Origin of the sequence: Mycobacterium montefiorense (assembly GCF_025823255.1) — a bacterium.
Taxonomy (GTDB): Bacteria; Actinomycetota; Actinomycetes; order Mycobacteriales; family Mycobacteriaceae; genus Mycobacterium; species Mycobacterium montefiorense.
In genome coordinates, this window is record NZ_JACKVL010000017.1 from 566,107 (window position 1) to 588,435 (window position 22,329).

The window sequence follows — 22,329 nt, forward strand, 5'->3', positions numbered from 1 at the left end:
TCGATTACCGCGCCACCTGCGCGGTTACCCTAAAACACGTGCCGCACGACGCGCCGATCCGCAACCTCCGCTTCCCGGGCGGCGGTGCATTCGCCCCCGAGGGTGAGTTGCCCGCGCCCGCGCGCGGTGGCGAGACGTTGCGAGGCAAGTACTGGTGGGTGCGGTGGGCGATCCTGGGTGTGGTCGCGATCGTGCTCGGCGTCGAGGTCGCGCTGGGCTGGGATCAGCTGGCCAAGGCATGGACGAGCTTGTTCGCGGCCAACTGGTGGTGGTTGCTCGCGGCGGTAGCGGCGGCGGCCGCGTCGATGCACAGCTTCGCCCAGATCCAGCGCACGTTGCTGAAGTCCGCTGGGGTGCACGTGAAGCAACTGCGCTCGGAGGCCGCCTTCTATGCCGCCAACTCACTGAGCACCACGCTGCCCGGCGGGCCGGTGCTGTCGGCGACGTTTCTGCTTCGACAGCAACGCATTTGGGGCGCCTCGACCGTGGTGGCGTCCTGGCAGCTGGTGATGTCGGGCGTACTGCAGGCCGTGGGTTTAGCGCTGCTCGGGCTGGGCGGCGCCTTCTTCCTGGGCGCGAAGAACAACCCCTTCTCGTTGTTGTTCACCCTCGGCGGCTTCATCGCATTGCTGCTGCTTTCTCAGACGGTGGCATCTCGGCCGGAGCTGATCGAGGGCATCGGCACCCGCATCCTGTCCCGGTTCAACTCGGTGCGCGGCAAGCCCATCGACACCGGCCTGGCGAAGTGGCGCGAGATTCTGATGCAGCTCGAGTCGGTCAGCCTGGGCCGGCGCGACCTCGGGGTGGCGTTCAGCTGGTCGATGTTCAACTGGATCGCTGACGTGGCCTGCCTGGCGTTCGCCGCGTACGCCGCCGGCGACCACGCATCCATCGCCGGACTGACGGTGGCCTACGCGGCCGCACGCGCCGTCGGCACGATTCCGCTGATGCCCGGCGGGCTGTTGGTCGTCGAAGCGGTGCTGGTGCCCGGCCTGGTATCCAGCGGCATGTCGTTGCCCAATGCGATCTCGGCGATGCTGCTCTACCGGCTGATCAGCTGGCTTCTCATCTCCGCTATCGGCTGGGTGGTGTTCTTCTTCGTGTTCCGGACCGAAAAGCCGGACAGCTCCGACGACGACCCGCCAACCGGTCCACTGCCCGTGATCGAGCCCAGGCTGCGGCACTGGGACGATCCCGCCGCCGACGAGGCCGCGCTGCAGGGTCCGTTACCGCCGCCCGACGCCAACGGCTAGCGATTGTGGCGCTAGCCGACGTTGTTCTGCCGCGACGGGCCACCCAGCGCGCCACCGGCGGGCGGGACCGGCGCGGTCTTCGCGGGCGGGATCCCCAGGCCAGCGGCCGGCGCGGCGGGCAACGCGGGTAAGCCGCCGGCGCCCGGCGCCTGCTGCATCATGCCCATCACCTGCGGGATGCTGATCGGCAGCTTGCACTGCGTCGACAGGTTGGTCAGCGGCTGCGCGATGGATGTCATGTCAGCGGCGACCTTCGGGTTGGCCTCGAAGTAAGTCTTCAACCCGGTGAATGACTGCGGGCCGGCCTGCTGCTGCAGCATCGAGGTCATCGTCTGGTTGGTCTCGGGATGCGAGTCCAGGTAGTCGCCCATCGATTTGGAGACCGAACCGATCGTGCGGGCGATTTCGCTGGCGGCGCACGGGTCGGTGGCGCCCGTCGCCGGCGGCCCGGCCATCAGTGCAGCGGCCGCGGCGGGCACTGCGCCGGCGATCACCCCTGCAACGAGCTTGTGTCGTCTGGTCGCAAATAGTTTCTTCATGTCCCCCCCGGCTCGGCCCAGCGACATCCTGCCATCCGGGCCGGTGCCTTGCCAGCTGGGTGACCGAGATCCCGCTTGGTCACCGGTTCGCAACGACTTGGCCGCAGCTTGGCAACAGAGGCGTCTGCGCAGCTCACGAATTCGTTAAGCCGAACTAATGCATAGGCTGCTGCGGTATCGTCGCCACCACGCGTAAGCGAGATATTCGGGGAGCCTGAAATCCAGCAGTTTATGATGCGCCTCAGCCGCAGTCTGCGCAGGTACCGCTTGTTGGTCTTCGCATGCTGGTTGCTGGCGTTGGTCCCGGCGATCTATCTGGCCATGACGCAGTCCGGGAATCTTACCGGCGGTGGTTTCGAAGTGTCCGGCTCGCAGTCGTTGAAGGTCCACGACCAGCTCGAGGATCAGTACCACGACCTCGGAGCCTCCTCGCTTGCGCTGGTCGCCGCCCCTCGCCCCGACGCCAGCTATGAGGACATGAACGACGCCGTGGCACAGCTGCGGCAAATCGCCGGCGAATTTCCCGGCGTGACGGAGAAAACCAACCCCACCCAGCGCCCACCGCAACCCGACCGGCCCTATGTGCTGACGCTGCGGCTCGACTCCCGCAACGCCGGTACCAGCGACATCGCCAAGCGGTTACGCCAAAAAGTGGGCGTCAAGGGCGACCAGTCCGGACAGACCGCGAACGGCCGAGTGCGGCTCTACGTCATCGGGCAGGGTGCGCTGAGTGCCGCCGCCGCGGAAAACACCAAACATGACATCGCCGAGGCGGAACGCTGGAACCTGCCGATTATCCTGATCGTCTTGCTCGCGGTGTTCGGCTCGCTGGCCGCCGCCGCGATACCGCTGGCCCTCGGTGTCTGCACGGTCGTGGTGACCATGGGCCTGGTCTACTTCTTGTCCGCCTTCACCACGATGTCGGTGTTCGTGACCTCGACGGTGTCGATGTTCGGCATCGCGCTCGCGGTGGACTACTCACTGTTCACCCTGATGCGGTTCCGCGAGGAACTGCGTTCCGGGCGCCAGCACCGCGAAGCGGTAGACGCCGCGATGGCCACCTCCGGACTGGCGGTGGTGCTGTCCGGGATGACCGTCGTCGCCTCGCTCACCGGGATCTACCTGATCAACACCCCGGCGCTGAAATCGATGGCCACCGGCGCGATTCTGGCCGTCGCGGTGGCCATGCTGACATCGACGACCTTGACACCCGCGGCGCTCGCGACGTTCGGCCGGGCCGCCGCCAAGAGATCGATGCTGCTGCACTGGTCGCGCCGCCCGGAGAGCACGCAGTCCCGGTTCTGGAACCGTTGGGTCGCATCGGTGATGCGCCGGCCGTGGATATCGTCAATCGCGGCGGCCACGGTATTGCTTGTGATGGCCGCACCCGCGACATCGATGGTGTTGGGCAACAGCTTGCTGCGCCAGTTCGACTCCGCGCACGAGATCCGCGCCGGCGTCGCCGACGCATCCCAAGCCCTCGGGCCCGGCGCGCTCGGTCCGATCCAGGTCATGGTCAGCTTCCCCGACGGCAATGCGTCCTCGCCCGAGCACACCCAGACGCTGGCCGCTATCCGGCAGCGCATGGCGCAGGCCCCCGACATCGGTTCGGTCACCCCGCCGCAATTCGCCGACGACAACAGCAGCGCTTTGCTGTCGGCGGTGTTGTCGGTCGATCCCGAGGACATGGGCGCCCGGCAATCCGTCGACTGGATGCGCGCCCAGCTACCCAGGGTGCCCAGCGAGGGAACGGCGCGCGTCGATGTCGGCGGCCCGACGGCGTTGATCAAGGATTTCGACGACCGGGTGTCGGCCACCGAGCCGCTGGTGTTGCTCTTCGTCGCGGCGATCGCGTTCGTGATGCTGTTGCTCTCGATCCACTCGGTGTTCTTGGCGTTCAAGGGCGTGCTGATGACACTGCTCTCGGTCGCGGCCGCCTACGGAAGCCTGGTGATGGTGTTCCAGTGGGGGTGGTTGCGGGATCTCGGCTTCGCCCACATCACGTCGATCGATAGCACCGTTCCGCCGCTGGTGCTGGCGATGACGTTCGGGTTGTCGATGGACTACGAGATCTTCCTGCTCACCCGCATCCGGGAACGCTTCCTACACACCGGGAACACCCGCGACGCGGTGGCCTACGGCGTGAGCACCAGCGCCCGAACGATCACCAGCGCCGCGCTGATCATGATCGCGGTGTTCATCGGCTTCGCGTTCGCCGGCATGCCGCTGGTCGCCGAAATCGGGGTGGCGTGCGCCGTGGCGATCGCGGTCGACGCCACTGTGGTGCGGCTGGTGCTGGTGCCGGCGCTGATGGCGATGTTCGCGCAGTGGAACTGGTGGCTGCCGGGATGGCTGCGCAGGGTGCTGCCGTCGGTCGACTTCGACAGGCCGCTGCCCGAGGTCGACCTCGGCGATGTCGTCGTCATCCCCGACGACATCTCGGCGCTGACCGCGCCCAGCGCGGACCTGCGGATGATGCTCAAGTCGGCCGCGAAGCTCAAGCACCTGGCACCCGACGCCATCACCGTGGCCGATCCGCTGGCCTTCACCGGCTGTGGGCGCAACTGCAAGGACACCGAGGAACCCCGCGGCCAGGGGCCCGGACAGATTCCGCATCAGGTCAACATCAGCGAGGACGCTGTCAGCATCGCGGTGGGCGCCGGCGGGCCGAAAAGCGGAACCAACGGCCACCCGCGTACCCAGTCGGGGGCCAAGAAGTTGGTCGACGGCCTGGCGTCGCGCAATAGCATCACCCGAGCCATGCCGTGGGGCGACCGGCCGGTGCATCCGGTCACGCTGTGGCGTGGGCGTTTGTCGGTTGCCATCGACGCACTCGAGGCCGGCGCCAAATCGGCCAACCCGCCGCAATTCGCACGTCGCAGCCCGGTGGAAACCACCCACGTGCAATTGCCTACCGGCGATCGGCTGCAGGTCCCGACCGGTGCCGAGACATTGCGCCTAAAGGGCTACCTGATCATGTGCCGTAACAGCAGCCGCGATTATGCCGAATTTGCTGACATGGTCGACACATTAGAACCCGAAACAGCGGCAGTGGTGCTGGCCGGAATGGACAGGTATTACTGTTGTCAACCGCCCAGACAGCAATGGATCGCGTCGGAGTTGGTCCGTCAACTCGCGGATCCGCATCCTTCGGATTTGCCTGACGATCATTGGTCAGAACCAGAGGCCAAGGCAGACTGGGATGAGGTCAGGCAGCGCTGCCTGTCGGTGGCCGTCGCAATGCTAGAGGAGGCGAGGTGACGTTGGCAGCCGACCGACGACGCGTGCCGCCGCCCGAGCAGCCCGCCGCGGAACCTCGTCCTCATGATCTCGACCAGCCGGTGGAGTTCTGGCCGACCTCCGCCGTCCGCTCGGCGCTGCAGGGCGGCGACATCGACACCTGGAAGCGGATTGCCGCCGCGCTGAAACGCGACCCGTTCGGACGCACCGCCCGCCAGGTGGAGGAAGTCCTCGAGGGCACCCGCCCCTACGGCATCTCCAAGGCACTGTGGGAGGTGCTGGAGCGCGCCCGCACCCACCTGGAGGCAAACGAACGCACCGAGGTGGCCCGCCACGTGCGGCTGCTGATCGAGCGCTCCGGCTTGGCCCAGCAGGAATTCGCGGCCCGCATCGGGGTGGCGGCCGGCGACCTGGCCAGCTACCTCGACGGCAGCGTCAGCCCGTCGGCCTCGCTGATGATCCGGATACGCCGGCTCTCGGACCGGTTCGTGAAGGTGAAGTCACCACCCACGTCCGACTCAATCTGATTCGTCAGCGGGCGTTGATCGGCAGCACGTCGTTGACCAGCCAGTCGCTGCCCCGCTTGACCAGTGCCACCCGCAACGCCGGCGCCGCCCGACTCGGCGGCTGACCGGGAGTGTTCTGGGTTACCCGCAGGATGACCGCAACACTGGCCGCCGTGGGTCCGATCGCCTCGACACCGGCCGCCAGTGTCGAGGCCTGCGCCGTGACATTGCGCTGCCCGAGGTCGACGCTGGACTTGTGGTACTGCTCCTTGAACGCGTCCGCGCGCTCGGGCACCATCATCGCCGCTGCCCGGTCGATGGAGCTGGTCGGGGAACTCGGGGTGAACGACGCCATCGCCTCGGCCATCCCGCTGGCGACCTGGACCGCGTCCCGGGAGTCCTTTTTGAAGGCACGGTCGGTGCTGGTCCAGTGCGTGTATCCGGTCAGCACCGCGGCCGACAGGGCGGCCGTGCATAAGAACACGACGGCCAGGCGCAGACCCGGTGCCTCGTCGTCGGTGCCGACGCTGACCGAATCACGGCGCAGCAGCCAGAAATTGACTCCTACCCCCTGCACGATCAGCACCAGCAGAACCGAGCACGCCGACACCCACCACAGCGGCCAGCCGGTAATGACGCCGATCATCAGCAGCGCGCCGATCGTGGCCAACGGCGCCAGCACGTCGAAGGCCAGCAGCCGCCAGAGGTTTCTCATCGGATCGACTCCAGGTGGGAGATCATCAGCTTGCCGTCGACGTTGGAGACGTCGAGGCTCAGGCTCCAGTGCACCGTCTGCGGCTTGGCGCCGACGTTCTCGCTGACCGACGTCGCGACCACCATCACCGAATCCGTCCGGCTGGCGAACGGCGGCAGCTTGGTGGTAACGACCGGCCGCGCGAGACCGGGCTGGGTGTCCAGGTCGTGGCGCAGCGACTCGATCGCCACCGACTCGAGACGCCCACTGCTTTGCGACTGCAGCTTCTCGACCACCTGGCGGTAGGGCTGCACCGTCGCGTCGAAGTCGGTGTTGAGCTCGCCGACGGTCCCGTCATGCAAGTGCTGCAGGCTGGCGTCGATGTTGGTGCTGTTCATATTGATCAGCACGCCGGTCCAGTCGGCCGCGGTCTGCATGACGCGACTCAGGTAGCTGCGTTCGGCTGACTCGTCGCGGTGGTCGGACCAGATGATCGCGACGAGCACGACCGCGGCGACCGACAGCACGCCGAGAACTGCCGAGGCGACGCCGTACGGGGAAAGACCCGCATCCTGCGCCTCGTCGGCCTCCGGCGCGCTGGCCTCGGCATCCTGCGTGTCTTCGTCGGCCGCCGGTTCGGTCTGTTCGGCCTCAGGCATGGGCGCGAGGTTACCCCGCCGCCGCTCGGGGTCGGCGCAGCAGGCGCCCGGCACGCGGAAGATGGTAAGGATGGCAGGGTGACGTATGCGGCCACCCGCTCCGGCCTCGACCTGAGCCACATCGACGAAAATGCCCGTCCCCAGGACGACCTGTTCGGTTATGTGAACGGCCGCTGGCTGGCCGACTACCAGATTCCCCCGGACCGGGCCACCGACGGCGCCTTCCGCACCCTGTTCGACCAGGCCGAGGAGCAGGTCCGCGACCTGATCATCGAAGCGAGCGAAAGCGGCGCCGCCCACGGTGACGCACAACGCATCGGCGACCTGTACGCCAGCTTCCTCGACGAGGACACCGTCGAGCGCCGGGGCACCCAACCGCTGCACGACGAACTGGCCACCATCGACAACGCCGTCGATGCCGCGGCCCTGGCCGCTGTCGTCGGTGCGTTGCAGCGCACCGGGGTGGGCGGCGGCGTCGGCGTCTACGTGGACACCGACGCCAAGAATTCGACCCGCTACCTGGTGCACGTCAACCAGTCCGGCATCGGGTTGCCCGACGAGTCGTACTACCGCGACGAACAGCACGCCGCGGTCCTCGCGGCTTACCCCGGACACATCGCGCGGATGTTTCACCTGGTGTACGGCGGGGACGCGAAAGACCATGCCGAGACCGCGGCCAGGATCGTGGCGCTGGAGACCAAACTTGCTGCCGCGCACTGGGATGTAGTCAAACGCCGCGACGCCGATCTGACCTACAACCTGCGTACCTTCGCGGCGCTGCAGGCCGAAGGTGCGGGTTTCGACTGGACCGGCTGGGTCACCGCGCTGGGCAGCACTGCCGACGCTGTTGCGGAAATCGTTGTGCGCCAACCTGATTATCTGACCGCCTTCGCGGCGCTGTGGGACTGCGAAGACCTCGACGACTGGAAGTGCTGGGCGCGCTGGCGGTTGATCCGTGCCCGCGCCTCGTGGCTGACCGATGCTCTGGTCGCCGCGGACTTCGACTTCTACGGCCGTCTGCTGACCGGGACCGAGCAGATCCGCGACCGCTGGAAGCGCGGCGTTTCGCTGGTGGAGACCCTGATGGGTGACTCCGTCGGAAAGCTATACGTCAAGCGGCATTTCCCGCCGGATGCCAAGGCCCGCATCGACACGCTGGTGGACAACCTGCAAGAGGCCTACCGGGTCAGCATCAGCGACCTGGACTGGATGACGCCGCAGACCCGCGAGCGCGCGCTGACCAAGCTGCGTAAGTTCACCGCAAAGGTCGGCTACCCGGCGAAGTGGCGGGACTATTCGTCGCTGGTGATCGACCGCGCCGACCTGTACGGCAACTACCTGCGGGGGTACGCCGTCAATCACGACCGTGAGCTGGCCAAGCTGGGTGGACCGGTGGACCGTGACGAGTGGTTCATGACACCACAGACCGTTAACGCGTACTACAACCCGGGGATGAACGAGATCGTCTTCCCCGCAGCCATTTTGCAGCCGCCGTTCTTCGATGCCCAGGCCGACGATGCCGCCAACTACGGCGGCATCGGGGCGGTGATCGGACACGAGATCGGGCACGGCTTCGACGATCAGGGCGCCAAGTACGACGGCGACGGCAATCTGGTCGACTGGTGGACCGACGACGACCGCAGCGAGTTCGGCGCCCGCACCAAGGCGTTGATCGAGCAGTACGAGGCGTACATCCCCCGCGAGCTCGGCGACAACCACCACGTCAACGGCGCCTTCACCGTCGGTGAGAACATCGGCGATCTGGGTGGGCTGTCTATCGCGCTGCTGGCCTATCAGCTGTCGCTGGGCGGCGAGCCTGCCCCGGTGATCGACGGCCTGACCGGCGTGCAACGGGTACTCTACGGCTGGGCCCAAGTTTGGCGCACTAAATCCCGTGAGGCAGAAGCGATCCGGCGACTAGCAGTGGATCCGCACTCGCCGCCGGAGTTCCGGTGCAACGGCGTGATCCGCAACCTGGACGCCTTTTACCAAGCCTTCGACGTGGCCGAGGACGACGCGTTGTTCCTGGCGCCGCAGCGCCGGGTCAGGATCTGGAACTGACCCCGGCCAACGCCTCGATGCGGGCCGGTACGTGCTTGTGCCAGGGCGTTCCGGCGTAGGAGTCGCGCCACCCGGTTGACGTCAGCGCGTTGGGTGCGACGCCGGGAATGACCGTTCGCCCATCCTGGTCGACGTAGTCGAGCCCAAAACCGTTGGGCAGGGCCGCATGTCCGGGAAGCATCGTCTCGGTGATCTCGACGGTCGCCTCGGCGCTGCCGGCCGCGGTGGTGATGCGAGCCCGAGCGCCGTCAACGAGTCCGAGGTTCTGCGCATCTTCGACGCTGACGCGAAGGGCTCCATCGGTGTCGCGTTTACGCCAGGACGGGTCACGGAATATGTCGTTGGCGGTGTATGCGCGCCGCTCGCCCACCGAGAGCACGATCGGCAATTCCGACGTGGTCAGTTGCGGCGGCGTGGCGGCGAGCGCCCGCAAATCGTCTAGCATTTCCGGGATTTCGAGGGCGATCTTGTGATCGGAATGGCTGATCAGCGCGAAGTCGTCCTCGTAGTTGTGCGCGGTGAAGACGACGCCCGACGGGCTGTTCATGATGGCGTCGAACAGTGCGTTGCCGTCGGTATGTCCAGCCCGCCGCACGGCGTCGGGATAGGTCATCGCGGTCTTCTGGGCCAACCCCCACACCGCGGCCGCCCCGGCCATGCCGTCGGGCAGCGTCGGCCCGAGTGTTTCGTAGAGCACGTACGGAACCCGGCGCGCCATCGTCGGATTGCCCGCGACGGCGGTGAGGAACGCCTCGGCGTAAGCCTCGCGGCCCTGTTGGGCGGCTTCGTGCAGCGGCCGTAGCTCCGCGTCGTCCAGGACGCCGAGCGCCCGCACCAGCCGAGCCCAGATCTCCGGTTCGGGCAGCGTTCCCGCCAGCGGTTTGAGCAGCGGTCGGCGCAGGTGAAAGCCGTTGTGCGGGAACTCGAAATTGAAGAATGTGGCTTCGGTCTTCTCGTATTGCGATGCCGCGGGCAACACGTAGTGAGCCAGTCGTGCGGTCTCGGTCATCGCGACATCGACGACCACCATCAGTTCCAGGGATTCAAACGCCGCCCGGCACGCCGTCGAGTCGGCCAGCGAGTGCGCGGGATTGCCGCTTTCGACGATCATCGCCCGGAATCGGTCCGGGTGATCGGTGAGGATTTCCTCGGGCACGGTATTGGACGGGATCAGGCCGGCGATGATCGGCGCACCGGTGACGGGGGTGCGGCCCGAAACGGTGCTGAACAACGGCGCCACCGACGAATGCAGGTGCTGGCCACCCTTTTTCCCGAAGTTTCCGGTGAGAATCCAGAGCAGCTTGTTCAGGTAGGAACTCAGCGTGCTGTTGGGCGCCTGCTGAATTCCGAGATCTTCGAATACCGATACACTCTCGGCGGTGCCGATGCGCCGGGCCGCGGTCCGCAGCAGCTCTTCATCCACCCCGCAACGCTGGGCGTAGTCAGCGACCGGGACGTCGCGCAGCGCGTCGCGCACGGTCTCGACACCGTGCGCATGCTCGGCGAGAAATGCTTCGTTACAAAGGCTTTCCTGAACCAGCACCGCGGCCAGGGCGGCCAGGCACCAGGCGTCGGTGCCCGGTCGCACCCGCAGATGGAAGTCGGACATCTTGGCGGTGTCGGTGACGACGGGGTCGATGACGATCATCGATCGCGTGGGGTCCTTGGCGATGTCGTTGAGCACCACCCGGGCTCGGGGAAAGCTCTGCGACATCCACGGGTTCTTGCCGACGAACACCGACACCTCGGCGTGCTCGAACTCGCCGCGGGTGTGCCCGCCGTAGAGGTGCGCGTCGACCCAAGCCTCGCCGGTCTTCTCCTGTGCCAACGCATTTGACCGATACTTCGACCCGAGGGCCTTCAGGAAGGCGCCGCTGTATGCCCCGCCCAGATGGTTGCCCTGCCCGCCGCCGCCATAGTAGAAGATCTTGTCCCCACCATAGGTGTCACGGATGTGCTTGAAACCCTCCGCAATCTCCACGATCGCGGTGTCCCAGTCGATTTCCTCGAACGTGCCATCGGCGCGACGGCGCATTGGCGAGGTCAGGCGAGCACGGTTGTTCTGGTAGTGGTCCAGTCGCAACGCCTTGTTGCAGGTGTAGCCCTGCGACGCCGGATGGTTCTTGTCGCCGCGGATGCGGGCCAGCGTGCGATCTTCGACGTTTACGACGATGCCGCAGTTGCATTCGCAGAGGATGCATGCGGTTGACTGCCACTCAGCGGCCATCGCGGGACTTCCTTCCGGATTACTTTTCTAACGCAGCCAGCAGCAAGTTGCGCAGCTGACGGTGAATGAGATCCAGCGGCGCCACGTCGCGCCGCACCCTTGCCAGCACAATGGCGCCCTCCAGCGCCGAGGTCGTCAGCACCGACAGCTCATGGGCCTGCTCGGCCGGTATGCCGTCGGAGATCAGGCGCTGCGCTATCTGACTGATCCAGCGGTCGAACACCGCTGCCGCCCGTTCGACCACGGGCAGCATCCGCTCGCGGTCCTGCTCGTCACCGGATTCCACGGAGACCGCCACGATCGGGCAGCCGGCCCGGAAGTCACTGTCGAGCAATTGGCGCCGATACTTGTCCATCAGCGTGTCCAGCAGGTCAATGCCGCTGCCGACCCGGTCGATGACGGCACCGACGTGATCGCCGGCGTAGTCGACCGCCTCGCAGAGCAGTTGGGTTCGCCCGCCGGGGAAGTAGTGGTAGGCCGACCCGCGCGGCGCACCGCTGTGCTGCAGAACGTCCGAAATCGCGGTGGCGTGGGCGCCCCGTTCCCGGATCAACAACGCAGCGGAGATGACCATCCGCTCGCGGGGACTTCGCATCGGGGCTCCTCTCAGCCTATGTATGATGCTATACATCATTCGCCTGCTAGCGGAAGTTCTCGGTAGCAAATTGGCGGGATCAGTCGTCGCGGCGGCCGTGCGAACCGGGCGCGGGCGGATCTTGCGCGGCTTCACTACCAGAGGCCCAAAGAACCTCGAACAGGTTGCGCTGCATCTCGACGTACTCGAGGCTCTCGACCACCAGAGCAAAGTTTTCGCGCTTGGACGAAATCATCGCCGCCGACACATCGCCGATGATCATCGACATCGTGAAGACGTATTCGGCGGGCACATACCGGGTGCGGCGATAGTCGCGCTGGCTGGTGGGCCAGCCGCCGGGCAGGTCCTTCTCGGGTGAGCGCAGCACATGCAGCCACAACTGACGCGCACGACGGCCGGCGATGTACTCCTCCATCGCCTCGACTCCCGGCACACTCAACAAGTCGCGCATCGACAGCACACCGCGCACCGGCGAAGACCAGTCCAGGGTTTCGAACAAGGCGGTCCTGATGCCAGTCGCGCCCTCTAGATATCGCATCCGGGGGGCCGTGCCGGCCTTGGCATGAAAGGCGCGCAGTTGTGGCACCACCGATTCCAGGACCCGGCGCCGCTGACTCCATTCGTCCAGCAGGCGTTGCGGATCTGCCGCTCGCACAATGATTCTGGGGCGTCCGCTGGCTTTCGGGTCATCGTGATGGCTGCCGCCTTCGATCAGCGAGATCAACCCACGCTGGGCAAGGCGTTTGGCGATGTCGTACGCGTTGGTGCGGCCGATCCGCGACGCCTCGGCGAGTTGGGCAATGGTTGCCGAGTCCATGTTGAGCGCGGCCAGGTAGAACTGAGCCTCCTTCGGTTCAAGCCCGGCTTCAACGAGCTCTGCCCACATTGCGTGTCTCTCCGATCAGATCTGCGTCAATGGACCAGGGCCTTTTCCACACCGACGCCCGTGAGGGATCGCACCTCCATTTCAGCTTGCTTGGCCGGATCCTCAGGCTGACGTCGCCCGACGTAGCTGCCGACAATGCCGAGCGCGAACGCCAGCGGAATGCTGACAATGCCCGGGTTCGCCAACGGAAACCAGGCGAAGTCGGCGTGCGGGAACATCGCCGAGCGATTTCCGGAAACGGCGGGCGAGAAGATGATGAGCACCAGGCAACTGAGTAACCCGCCGTAGATGCTGAACAAGGCGCCGGCGGTGTTGAACTGCTTCCAGAACAACGAATACAGCAGGGTCGGCAGGTTGGCCGAGGCGGCGACGGCAAACGCCAGAGCTACCAGGAACGCCACATTCTGGCCCATCGCCAGGATTCCGAGAACGATGGCCAGGATGCCGATCACCACGACCATGAATCGCGACACCCGAACCTGTTGCGCCTCGGAGGCCGCACCCCTTTTGATCACGCCGGCGTAGATGTCGTGGGCGAACGAGGTGGCTGCGGTGATCGCCAGACCGGCCACCACGGCCAGGATCGTCGCGAATGCGACGGCGGCGATCACACCGAGGAATACCGTCCCGCCCAATTTGAACGCGAGCAACGGCGCGGCGGAGTTCTCCTTGCCCGCGGTCGCAAGGATCACGTCGGGGCCGACCAGCCAGGCCGCGCCATAACCGATGGCCAACGAGAACAGGTAGAAGAGGCCGATCGCGCCGATCGCCCACGTCACTGAGCGGCGTGCCTGGATGGCGGTGGGGACCGTGTAGAAGCGCATCAGCACGTGGGGCAATCCGGCGGTGCCCAGCACCAAAGCAATCCCCAGCGACAGGAAGTCCAGTTTGGTGATTGCTGTGGCGCCGTACTTGGCACCCGGTTCCAGGATGTTGTGACCGGCGACAGCATGGTTTTTCGAATGATCCACCACGCCTTGCGCGTTGGCGAGCAGTTGGGAGAAGTTGCCGCGCACCGCGATCACGACCAGTGCAAACATGATCGCCGCCCCCGTGACCAGCAGAACGGCCTTCACCATCTGGACGTACGTCGTACCCTTCATTCCGCCGATGAGCACGTAGGCGATCATCAACGCGCCGACGACCGCGACCACCGCCGACTGGCCCACTTCACTTTTGACGTCGAGCAACAACGCGACCAGTCCGCCGGCGCCGGCCATCTGGGCGAGCAGGTAGAACAGCGACACGGTCAGGGTTGACACCGCCGCGGCCATCCGGACGGGACGTTGGTTGAGCCGGAAGCTCAACACGTCGGCCATCGTGAATCGGCCGGTATTGCGCAGTAATTCCGCGACCAGGAGCAGCGCCACCAGCCACGCCACCAAGAAGCCGATCGAGTAGAGGAATCCGTCATAGCCGTAGACCGCGATGGCGCCGGACACGCCGAGAAACGACGCCGCCGACAGGTAGTCGCCGGAGATGGCGAATCCGTTTTGGGCTCCGGTGAATTCACCGCCGCCGGTGTAGAAATCACTGGGCTTCTTGGTGCTGCGGCCGGCCCAGATCACCAACGCCATGGTGCCGATCACGAAAACCGCGAAGACTCCGATATTGATCAGTGGATTTCCGACGTTGGCGGCAGCCACCAGCGTGGCGGTCACGCGCCGGCTCCTTCCAGTTCGGCGCGGATCTTCGCGGCCCGCGGATCGAGCGTTCGGCCGGCGAACCTCACGTAGAGGATCGTGATCCCGAAGGTCGTGACGAATTGCCCAAAGCCAAGCACTACACCGAGATTGATGTGACCGAACACCTTTGTCGCCATGAACGCGTGCGCGTAGGTGGCGAGCAACATGTAGACCAGGTACCAAGCCAGGAAGAACGCCGTCATCGGAAAGACGAATCGGCGCAGCCGGTGCCGCAGTTCCTGGAACTCCGGGGAGGCTTGCACTCGCGCGAAGTCGTCAAGACTCGGCGCTATGCACACCGCGCGATGCTCTGCTGGCCGACCGGTATCGAGACTTACCGGAGTCGAATTATTGGCTACATAGCCATTATTGGGCAACTGCGGCGGCGCACCAGGCGCCGCAGCACCACGTTGCTGCTCGCTACTCGTTGTTGGCTGTGACACGTGAACCTCCGAACTCAGCGCAAAATAGTGTGTCGAGAAATGTCGACACACTTGATGACAGCATCGAATAGTGTTGTGCATCACTATAAGTGGCGATTCTTCATCGGCAACTCAGCGGTGGAAGCCTTTACCTCCTAGCTGGTCGGTAGAAACTTCCAGCCGCTAGTGGTTGTCGAGAAATGTCGACAATCGCAGCGGAATCGTTGGCAGGACAATCTAATTGACAGTCAATCGGTCAGGGATAAGGTGGGATTCGCGGGTCGATCGGAACCCGCAATATTGTCGATAGATCAAAACAGTCTCGAGAAGGGCAACGACATGTCATCACTCGACCTCCCGAAGGTGGCGGTCGCCGCCGTGAACGCGGCGCCCGTCTTTCTCGACCTGCAGGCCAGCCTCGACAAGGTCGATAGCCTGGTGGCAACCGCAGCTCGAGACGGGGCGCAGTTGGTCGTTTTCGGTGAGGCGTTTCTTGCCGGATTCCCGGTCTGGAACGCTGTTCTGCCTCCGATCGATCAGCATGACTGGCACGAGCGACTCGTTGCCGAATCGATCGTGGTACCCAGTCCCGCTACGGATCGACTCGGTCGCATCGCCCGCACGCACGGGGTGACATTGTCGGTGGGGATAAACGAACGCAACCCGGACAGCTTGGGCCAACTCTGGAACTCGAACCTGGTGTTCGACCCGAGCGGCCGGCTGGTGAATCACCGCCGCAAGCTCGTGGCCACCTGGTACGAGCGCCTGACCTGGTCCCACGGAGACGCTCACGACCTACGGCCGGTCGAACTCGGCGGGTGGCGCCTCGGTGCGCTCATCTGCGGCGAAAACACTAATACGCTGGCGAGATTCACTCTGCTCGCCCAGGGGGAACGGCTGCATATCGCGACCTATCCACCGGCTTGGCCGTTCGACGGCCGGTCCGAGGACTTCCACTACGACCTCGCCGAGTTCATCCGGCTTCGCAGCGCCGCCCACGCGTTCGAGGGCAAGGTGTTCGTCGTTGTCGCCGCGACGACGTTGGACGAGACTGCCATCCGTGCGGTCGCCCGCGGCGATGCTCGCATCGAAAAGGCATTGACGGCAGCCCCTCCCGCCGCGATGGTGATCGGCCCCGACGGTCAGGTCGTCGCCGGGCCGATGACCCAGCCGGAAGGGATCCTGCACGCCGAGGTCGACCTGAGCAAAGAGGTCATCGCCAAGCAGGCCCACGACATCGTGGGCACCTACAACCGCGCGGACATCTTCAGCCTGTCAGTCGACATGAGCCGACCGCTGATTCTGCGTGCGAATCACCATGCGAGCGAATCGAATCGGTCCGACGCGCCGTTGTCGACCACCGACGAACACCTGGTCGTCACGAACAATCTCGGCCCGGACCGCCTGCCGTCCGGCTAGTTGGTTATCCAGTCGCTGGAACCGTCGTTCTTCTTGTACGAGCCGCCGCTGGAGTTCTTCACGATGATCGGATCGCCCGTGCCGAAATTGTCGAAGAACCACTTCGCGTTGCTGGGGCTGATATTGATGCAGCCGTGGCTGACGTCGCGCTTGCCCTGGTCGTTAACCGACCACGGGGCGCTGTGCACGAAGTCGCCGACATTGTCGAACCGCACAGCCAGCTCGACAGTCACCTTGTAGCCGTACGTCGAATTCACCGGGACCCCGTAGGTCGACGAGTCCATCACCACCGAAGGCATCTTCTCTTGCACGTAGTAGGTGCCGTTGGGGGTCTGGTGGTTACCGGCGGTCATGCCCATCGACATCGGAATGGTCTTCTCCACCACGCCATTACGCGTGACCGTCAGTTGGTGCGTGGCGTCGTCGGCCGTCGCCACCAGGCTGTCTCCGGTCCGAAAGCTGGACTTGGTGCCACCGGCATCGATGTTCACCGCGGTGTTGGCGGGCCAGAAACTCGTTGGACGCCAACGCAATTGGGTCGGTGTCATCCAGTAGAACTTGCCCGGGACAGGCGGGATCGACGACACGTGCACGGCAGCTTGAGCCGCGCCGGAGTCATCGACCCGGCCGGGGAAATTGATGATGATCGGCTGTCCGACGCCCACCATTGAGCCGGTTTTCGGGACGAACGTGGGCGCACCGAATGGCGCCGTGCCGGTAAACGGGGTCGGGTCCTGCCCGTCGGCGGCACCCGCGGCGGCCGGCACTGCCATCGGCGGCGCCCACGGAGGCGGGGGCGGCGGCGGTAGCGGCTCACCCGGCAGGGGCGGTGGCGGCGCCAGTGGATCACCCGGCGGAGGCGGCAAACCTGGCAGCACAAACGGGGGCGGAGCGGGTGGGTCGGCGGGTGCGGCAACCACGCCGGGATCGCCTGGAGCCGGCTCCGGATCCGCCATGGCGGGGCCGGTGCCCAGCACCAAAGAAGCGGCGGCACCGGCTGCGCTCAGAGCCGCGAAGAGGCTTGCCCTCGTCCAGCCCGACATATGCATACCTCCAGTCAGTAGCTGGATCCAGTGTGGCACAGCGACGTGGCCAGCTACCTATTTCGCGCCGGGCGCAACACCGTTCAGGGACGCAATTGTGGGGTGTGAACTGCCCAGTCTAGGAATCGAGTGAGCTTGACGGGGCAACGTCCAGCACCCGTCTGTTGACGTCCAGCACCCGTCTGTTGACCGCGATGCCGGCCAGCGCGATACCCATCAAACCCGCGGACGCGGTGAGCATCGTCGCCACGCTGTGCTCGTACAGCAAGCCACCGGAAAGAGAGCCGGCCATGATGCCGATAGCAGACCGGCTAAGCCGTAGGCGGCCAGCAACCAGGCCTGGTTGGGCCCGCGCACGCCGACGACGTCACGGATGATGACCGAGATGTAGGTATAGGAAACGAAATGGCCGGTGACCGCGACCATCGCGAGCAAGCTCACCGTGATCAGTCGCGGGTTGCGGTGATGGCGCGACCGCGGGCCGACGCAGGCCAGCTGGCCCTCGGTGAGCACCATTTCCGGCAACATCACCCTGGCGGCGACGGTGAAGATGGCCGCCGCGACGGTGACGCACACGACCGCCAGGCGCCAGCCCCACATCAGGCTCAATGCCGCGGTAAGGGGGCTACCGATCACCAGCGCCAGGCTGGTCCCGACATAGATCGAGGTGGTCGCGCGTCCCGCATGGCTGGCCGGCACCAGCCGGGTGGCTATCGGGGCGATGACCGCCCACAGCAGGCCGTGGGTGACCGCGCACAGCACCCGCCCTGCGGCCAGTACCGCGAAGTTGGGCGCCAGCGCCGAGATCACCTGCGATACGGTCAGGCAGGTCAGGCTGAGCATCAGCGCGCGGCGTCGCGGCCAATGTGCGGTCCAGCGCACCAGCGGAACCGTCGTCAGGGCCGCGACCAGGGCATACCAGGTCAGCAGGGTTCCGACATAGACGACACTGACGTGTAGATCCCGGGAGATCGCGGACAGCGCGCCAACCGGCAAAATCTCGGCCGTGACATAGATGAAGGCCGCCGCGGCCAGCACCGCCAGCTGGGCGGCGATCCGTGGTGTCCACGTTCGCGCAGTGGCGGCGGCTGTTCCGGTTTCGGAAGTCATGGCGTGGGATACGGTATCGGCCTGGCTCCCCATTTCCTGGGTTGTCGTGCCTAATGCGATCACACTGCCTTACCGTACGCACCACAACAACGGGTTCGGCCAACTTAGGACCGCAAAACCGGTCTCAACTACGTCACCAATCAGGAACGAACAAGACGCGCGATCGCGGCCGATGCCTCGGCCAGTTTGGCTTGAGCCTTTTCCGGGGCCTGGGGCCCCTCCTCTGCGACCGCCCGCGTCACGCAATGGCCCAGGTGCTCGTCCAGCAGGTTCAGCGCCACCGATCGCATCGCGCTGTTCACGGCGCTGATCTGGGTAAGGACGTCAATGCAGTACTTGTCATCCTCGATCATCTTCGCGATGCCGCGCACCTGGCCCTCGATGCGCCGCAGCCGCTTGGCGTAATTGTCTTTCTGCTGCGAATAGCCATGTGGAGTCGTCATCTCGGTCCCTCAAGCCCCTCTCACTACACACCCAGCACCGGCGGCAGGTCGATGTCCACGATACCCTATACCCCAGCGGGGTATAACCGGCGAAAATTCGCTTGTCATCCCCGCGCATACTTGGTCAATGGCCCTGGACACCCACTCGGCAGTCGCCGACATCAAACCACGCAGTCGTGACGTCACCGACGGTCTGGAGAAGACCGCCGCGCGGGGCATGCTGCGGGCGGTAGGCATGGATGACGAGGACTTCGCCAAGCCACAGATCGGGGTCGCTTCGTCGTGGAACGAGATCACGCCGTGCAACCTGTCGCTGGACCGGCTGGCCAAGGCCGTCAAGGAGGGGGTGTTCTCGGCCGGCGGCTATCCGCTCGAGTTCGGCACCATCTCGGTCTCCGACGGTATCTCGATGGGCCACGAGGGCATGCATTTCTCGCTGGTGTCCCGCGAGGTGATCGCGGACAGTGTCGAGACCGTCATGCAGGCCGAACGCCTCGACGGCTCGGTGCTGCTGGCCGGGTGTGACAAGTCGTTGCCCGGCATGCTGATGGCCGCCGCCCGCCTGGACCTGGCCTCAGTGTTCCTCTACGCGGGCTCGATCCTGCCGGGCGTGGCCAAGCTCTCCGACGGCAGTGAGCGCGAAGTGACGATCATCGACGCGTTCGAGGCCGTGGGCGCGTGCTCGCGCGGACTGATGTCGCGCGAGGACGTCGATGCGATCGAGCGGGCGATCTGCCCCGGCGAAGGCGCTTGCGGCGGCATGTACACCGCCAACACAATGGCCAGCGCCGCCGAGGCGCTAGGCATGTCGATACCCGGCAGCGCGGCGCCGCCCGCGACCGACCGCCGCCGCGACGGCTTCGCCCGGCGCAGCGGCCAGGCCGTCATCGAACTACTGCGCCGCGGGATCACCGCCCGCGACATCCTCACCAAGGAGGCGTTCGAGAACGCGATCGCGGTGGTGATGGCGTTCGGCGGCTCGACCAACGCGGTGCTGCATCTGCTGGCCATCGCCCACGAGGCCGAAGTCGAGCTCACACTCGAGGACTTCAGCCGGATCGGGTCCAAGGTGCCGCACCTGGCCGACGTCAAGCCGTTTGGCCGGCACGTGATGTCGCACGTGGACCACATCGGCGGCGTCCCCGTGATGATGAAGGCACTGCTGGACGCGGGGCTGATGCACGGCGACTGCCTGACGGTGACCGGCAAGACGGTGGCCGAGAACCTGGCCACCATCGACCCGCCCGACCCGGACGGCAAGGTGCTGCGCGCGATGGGTGACCCGATCCACCCGACGGGCGGGATCACCATCCTGCGCGGGACCCTGGCGCCCGAGGGCGCGGTGGTCAAGTCGGCCGGTTTCGATTCGGACGTTTTCGAGGGCACCGCAAGGGTTTTCGACGGCGAACGGGCGGCGCTGGATGCGCTCGAGGACGGCACCATCACCAAGGGCGACGCGGTGGTGATCCGTTACGAGGGCCCCAAGGGCGGACCCGGGATGCGTGAAATGCTGGCCATCACCGGTGCGATCAAAGGTGCGGGGCTCGGTAAAGACGTGCTGCTGCTCACCGACGGCCGGTTCTCCGGCGGCACCACCGGCCTGTGCGTGGGACACGTCGCGCCCGAGGCGGTCGACGCCGGGCCGATCGCGTTCCTGCGCGATGGTGACCGAATCCGGCTCGACGTCGCCGGTGGCACCCTTGACGTGCTGGCCGACCCGGACGAATTCGATTCTCGGCAAGAGGGTTTCACGCCTCCACCGCCGCGCTACAAGACCGGCGTGCTGGCCAAGTACGTCAAGCTGGTCAGCTCGGCCGCGATCGGCGCAGTCTGCGGCTAGCCCGACGACAGCCGAAATTACTCGGCCAGGCAGAGTGAATTACTGCCTGGCTCAGCAGGTTTCGTCGCTAAGCGTGCGTAGCGGCGCGGGTGCGCATGCCGAAGTAGGTGGCATTGAGACCCAGGAACGTCATCAATGCACCTGCGACCACATTCGACCAGATCATGCCCGAAGTCAGCGCAACGCCCGGCACGACCCACGGCGACACGATGACCCACACGCCCAGCACCGGCAACGTCCAGGTCATCCCGTGCGCCCGGTCCAGTGCCGTCGCGAACCCGTATGCCAGGAACGCCAACGCGATCCCGACGATGAGGTCAGACGTGGCGAGCGATGTCGTCCCACTGAATCCGACGATCCACGGTGACGCAGCGACATACAGGCCGGTTAGCAAGGCTAGACCGAACGTGAAATGCGCACTCATCGACTCGGCGACGCGTTCGTAGCGCGCACGCAGGGCCAACAAGTCCGGGTGGTGATCGATTGATGAATGGACTGTACTCATTTTGCGACCTTTCTGTCATGCAGCAAGCGCGTTATGCAACAAGCACTCTGGGCTCGCTGCGACCATCCATCTTTTTCCAGATTACGCCTGATCACGGGGTACCAGCAACGAGAATCGGTGCCGCTGAACAACGGCGAAACAGCCTGTTTTCCGTCGGGCTAGAACGCCTTCACCGACGCGATCGCAAAACCGTCCCAGTGCTTGGCACCGACCGTCTGGATCACCGCGGTGTCCAGCCGCGAGTGCTCGCCCATCGCCTGCAAGGTCTGACGCGTCGCGACAATCCTGGCGTCATCGGATTCCGGCGACAGAATCCCGCCTTCGCGAATGACGTTGTCTACCAAAATGAGTGCGCCGGGACGGGCCAGCCTGACCGCCCATTGCAGATATTCGACATAGTGCTCCTTGTCGGCATCGATGAACACCAAATCGAACGGATCACCGGTCACGGCCGGCAAGGTCTCCAGCGCCGCGCCGACTATCACCTGTACCCGATCGGCGACACCGGCCCGCTTCAGATTGGCCCGGGCGACCTCGGCGTGCATGGGCTCGTACTCCAGCGTCACCACCTGTCCGTGCGGTCCCGCCCCACGCGCCAGCCAAATCGTGCTGAAACCGGCCAGGGTGCCGATCTCGAGAATGCGGCGCGCGCCAATCGCACCGGCCAGCAAGGACAGGAACTTGCCCTGCTGCCAGGACACGGCGATCTGAGGTAACCCGGCCGCGTCGCTCGACTCCTGCGCCGCGGACAACGCCGGGTCGGCACCGATGACTGTGCTGTCCAAAAAGGCATCGACATCTTGCGGGGTGGGTTTGCCGGTCATGCGATCAACGCTAGTCGCGGGCGCGCCAGATTGTCGTCGCACCTGTTCACGCACCGGATCGATAACAATCACCCGGCGTGGCCTTTACCAGATACCCGTATGGGGTATACATTGATCTTGGTGGTCCGCTCAGCGGGCAACCAGTCCGAAGGTAACCACTGGATTGCGGTGTGTGCACCGGAATCCAACTAACGACAAGGGTGATTGAGATGGCGCACTATGACGAGGGGACTCTACTGACCTGCGGTCACGACGGGTGTAGTTGTCGCGTCCGCATCGAGGTCGGATGCCATTGCTCCGGCACGGAAGAGGACTATCGCTGCACCTGCGGCGAAGCATTGGTGCCCGTCAAGTAAGCAGCTGCAGGCCGGTCGTTGC

General features: G+C 65.5%; 19 protein-coding genes and 1 pseudogene. 7 read left to right on the forward strand and 13 right to left on the reverse strand.

All coding sequences use genetic code 11. The features are described from left to right. Window positions 1-38: 38 nt before the first annotated feature. Window positions 39-1,253: a lysylphosphatidylglycerol synthase transmembrane domain-containing protein gene (locus H7K34_RS22600; RefSeq protein WP_372510836.1), complete on the forward strand. Its 1,215-nt coding sequence runs from the start codon at window positions 39-41 to the stop codon at window positions 1,251-1,253. 11 nt (window positions 1,254-1,264) lie between these two features. Here H7K34_RS22600 and H7K34_RS22605 read toward each other — a convergent pair whose 3' ends face one another. Then, entirely contained in the window at window positions 1,265-1,792 is a 528-nt protein-coding gene (locus H7K34_RS22605) for a hemophore (RefSeq protein ID WP_264064233.1), read from the reverse strand. 231 nt (window positions 1,793-2,023) lie between these two features. Between H7K34_RS22605 and H7K34_RS22610 the strand changes: the two genes are divergently transcribed. Together H7K34_RS22610 and H7K34_RS22615 are read left to right on the forward strand one after the other, a co-directional pair. Further along, complete coding sequence (locus H7K34_RS22610) at window positions 2,024-5,053, forward strand: MMPL family transporter (RefSeq protein WP_264064234.1); 3,030 nt, start codon at window positions 2,024-2,026, stop codon at window positions 5,051-5,053. After that, a complete protein-coding gene (locus tag H7K34_RS22615; RefSeq protein WP_264064235.1) occupies window positions 5,050-5,559 on the forward strand; it encodes a helix-turn-helix domain-containing protein in 510 nt (169 codons plus the stop codon). The genes H7K34_RS22610 and H7K34_RS22615 overlap by 4 nt, the downstream gene beginning before the upstream one ends. 4 nt (window positions 5,560-5,563) lie before the next feature. On the opposite strand, the gene H7K34_RS22620 is transcribed toward H7K34_RS22615, so the two are convergent. Next, window positions 5,564-6,253: a hypothetical protein gene (locus H7K34_RS22620; protein WP_108922092.1), complete on the reverse strand. Its 690-nt coding sequence runs from the start codon at window positions 6,251-6,253 to the stop codon at window positions 5,564-5,566. Then, on the reverse strand, window positions 6,250-6,891 hold the full coding sequence (locus tag H7K34_RS22625; protein ID WP_264064236.1) for a hypothetical protein: 642 nt from the start codon (window positions 6,889-6,891) through the stop codon (window positions 6,250-6,252). Before H7K34_RS22625 ends, H7K34_RS22620 begins: the two co-directional genes overlap by 4 nt. Before the next feature lie 78 nt (window positions 6,892-6,969). Here H7K34_RS22625 and H7K34_RS22630 point away from each other — a divergent pair, with 78 nt between their 5' ends. After that, entirely contained in the window at window positions 6,970-8,952 is a 1,983-nt protein-coding gene (locus tag H7K34_RS22630; protein WP_264064237.1) for a M13 family metallopeptidase, read from the forward strand. Here H7K34_RS22630 and H7K34_RS22635 read toward each other — a convergent pair. The 5 genes from H7K34_RS22635 to H7K34_RS22655 all read right to left on the reverse strand — a co-directional run bounded on the left by H7K34_RS22635 (window position 8,936) and on the right by H7K34_RS22655 (window position 14,644). Further along, entirely contained in the window at window positions 8,936-11,179 is a 2,244-nt protein-coding gene (locus H7K34_RS22635; protein WP_264064238.1) for a molybdopterin-dependent oxidoreductase, read from the reverse strand. The genes H7K34_RS22630 and H7K34_RS22635 overlap by 17 nt on opposite strands. 19 nt (window positions 11,180-11,198) lie before the next feature. Beyond that, window positions 11,199-11,774, reverse strand: coding sequence for a TetR/AcrR family transcriptional regulator (locus H7K34_RS22640; protein ID WP_264064239.1), 576 nt, complete (start codon window positions 11,772-11,774; stop codon window positions 11,199-11,201). 79 nt (window positions 11,775-11,853) lie between these two features. Continuing rightward, the gene (locus H7K34_RS22645; RefSeq protein WP_264064240.1) at window positions 11,854-12,660 is read right to left on the reverse strand and encodes a TrmB family transcriptional regulator; all 807 of its coding nucleotides are present in this window, start codon (window positions 12,658-12,660) and stop codon (window positions 11,854-11,856) included. Window positions 12,661-12,686: 26 nt separating this feature from the next. Beyond that, a complete protein-coding gene (locus H7K34_RS22650) occupies window positions 12,687-14,321 on the reverse strand; it encodes a solute symporter family protein (RefSeq protein WP_264064241.1) in 1,635 nt (544 codons plus the stop codon). Next, window positions 14,318-14,644 (reverse strand): DUF485 domain-containing protein, encoded by a 327-nt coding sequence (locus tag H7K34_RS22655; protein ID WP_264064242.1) that lies wholly within the window; start codon window positions 14,642-14,644, stop codon window positions 14,318-14,320. Before H7K34_RS22655 ends, H7K34_RS22650 begins: the two co-directional genes overlap by 4 nt. 462 nt (window positions 14,645-15,106) lie before the next feature. On the opposite strand from H7K34_RS22655, the gene H7K34_RS22660 reads away from it, so the two are divergent. Then, a complete protein-coding gene (locus H7K34_RS22660) occupies window positions 15,107-16,186 on the forward strand; it encodes a carbon-nitrogen hydrolase family protein (protein WP_264064243.1) in 1,080 nt (359 codons plus the stop codon). On the opposite strand, the gene H7K34_RS22665 is transcribed toward H7K34_RS22660, so the two are convergent. The 3 genes and pseudogenes from H7K34_RS22665 to ricR form a co-directional block, all read right to left on the reverse strand. Continuing rightward, window positions 16,183-17,229 (reverse strand): L,D-transpeptidase, encoded by a 1,047-nt coding sequence (locus H7K34_RS22665; RefSeq protein WP_264064244.1) that lies wholly within the window; start codon window positions 17,227-17,229, stop codon window positions 16,183-16,185. The genes H7K34_RS22660 and H7K34_RS22665 overlap by 4 nt on opposite strands. 118 nt (window positions 17,230-17,347) lie before the next feature. Beyond that, window positions 17,348-18,339, reverse strand: a pseudogene (locus tag H7K34_RS22670) (MFS transporter). Between the two features lie 140 nt (window positions 18,340-18,479). Further along, window positions 18,480-18,782 (reverse strand): copper-sensing transcriptional repressor RicR, encoded by a 303-nt coding sequence (gene ricR / locus H7K34_RS22675; RefSeq protein WP_108922084.1) that lies wholly within the window; start codon window positions 18,780-18,782, stop codon window positions 18,480-18,482. 127 nt (window positions 18,783-18,909) lie between these two features. On the opposite strand from ricR, the gene ilvD reads away from it, so the two are divergent. Next, the gene (gene ilvD, locus H7K34_RS22680) at window positions 18,910-20,622 is read left to right on the forward strand and encodes a dihydroxy-acid dehydratase (RefSeq protein WP_108922083.1); all 1,713 of its coding nucleotides are present in this window, start codon (window positions 18,910-18,912) and stop codon (window positions 20,620-20,622) included. A 67-nt stretch (window positions 20,623-20,689) separates the two neighbouring features. Here the strand turns inward: ilvD and H7K34_RS22685 are convergent, their stop codons facing one another. Together H7K34_RS22685 and H7K34_RS22690 are read right to left on the reverse strand one after the other, a co-directional pair. Further along, window positions 20,690-21,127 (reverse strand): SPW repeat protein, encoded by a 438-nt coding sequence (locus H7K34_RS22685; protein ID WP_264064245.1) that lies wholly within the window; start codon window positions 21,125-21,127, stop codon window positions 20,690-20,692. A gap of 158 nt (window positions 21,128-21,285) precedes the next feature. Then, a complete protein-coding gene (locus tag H7K34_RS22690; RefSeq protein ID WP_264064246.1) occupies window positions 21,286-21,951 on the reverse strand; it encodes an O-methyltransferase in 666 nt (221 codons plus the stop codon). A 200-nt stretch (window positions 21,952-22,151) separates the two neighbouring features. On the opposite strand from H7K34_RS22690, the gene mymT reads away from it, so the two are divergent. Further along, window positions 22,152-22,307, forward strand: a complete 156-nt coding sequence (mymT, locus tag H7K34_RS22695; RefSeq protein ID WP_272896383.1) for a copper-binding metallothionein MymT — start codon at window positions 22,152-22,154, stop codon at window positions 22,305-22,307. Window positions 22,308-22,329: the final 22 nt, after the last annotated feature.